Source organism: Protofrankia sp. CiP3 (assembly GCF_917627345.1).
Lineage (GTDB): Bacteria > Actinomycetota > Actinomycetes > Frankiales > Frankiaceae > Protofrankia.
In genome coordinates this window covers 1-932 of sequence record NZ_CAKJTM010000129.1, presented here as the reverse complement: position 1 = coordinate 932, position 932 = coordinate 1, and the positions used below count along the sequence as shown (strand labels likewise).

Below are 932 nucleotides of genomic sequence, written 5' to 3'. Positions count from 1 at the left end.
TGCGGGTGCCGAAAACCCTGTCCGTGCAGGTCAAGCGGCATGTTCATACTCGCGGATGATGCCGCCGAGGCGGTCACGTCTACGGATGTCGAGGCGCGTGATCGTGGCCAGATCGGTGATCGGTTCCGGCAGCGGGTGCAGGGGTCTGCCGTTCGCGATGCCCCGATGGGGGCGGTGCGCGTTGTAGTGTCGCTCATACTCGCGGAGGGCGTGCAGCAGGTGCGTCTGGTTCCAGACCACCGTGCGGTCCAGCAGCTCGCGGCGGCAGCTCTGGATCCACCGCTCCATGATCGCATTCATACGCGGCATCCGGACGCCGCTGTGCACCACCTCGATCCCGGTGTCGGCGAGGATCGCGTCGAACGACGCCGGGTACCTGACGTCGCGGTCACGGATGAGGACGCGTGCCCGGCATCCCGCGTCCTGCAGGTCCATAGCGAGGTTGCGCACGGCCTGGGTCACCCACGCCGCGGTGGGGTGCGCGGTGGCGCCCAGGATCCGGACCCGCCGGGTGGCGTGCTCGATCACGGCGAGGACGTACATCCGCGTGCCGGTCAGCGTCACCGCTTCGAAGAAGTCGGCGGCGAGGATGGCTTCGGCCTGGGAGCGCAGGAACGCCGCCCAGCCGTCCGACGTCCGCTCAGGCGCCGGGTCGATGCCAGCATCCTTCAGGATCTCCCAGACCGTGGACGCGGCGACCGTGATACCCAGGACGAGTAGCTCACCGTGGATACGCCGGTACCCCCATGAGCTGTTCTCCCGCGCCAGGCGCAGCACCAGCGCGCGGACCGACCGTACCGTTGGCGGCCGGCCGGCCCGCTTCGGGCGGGAGACGCGGGCGTGATGCCGGGCGATCAGGTCGCGGTGCCAGCGCAGCACGGTCTCGGGGCGCACGAGCAGCCGGATCTGGCGTAGCACGGTGCGGGGGAGTC

At 70.1% G+C, this 932-nt stretch carries 1 protein-coding gene; it reads right to left on the bottom strand.

Annotation, left to right across the window (positions count from 1 at the left end):
- Positions 1–30: 30 nt before the first annotated feature.
- The coding region (locus MJ797_RS23790; RefSeq protein ID WP_239341413.1) for an integrase core domain-containing protein at positions 31–932 on the bottom strand (902 nt) is incomplete at its 5' end.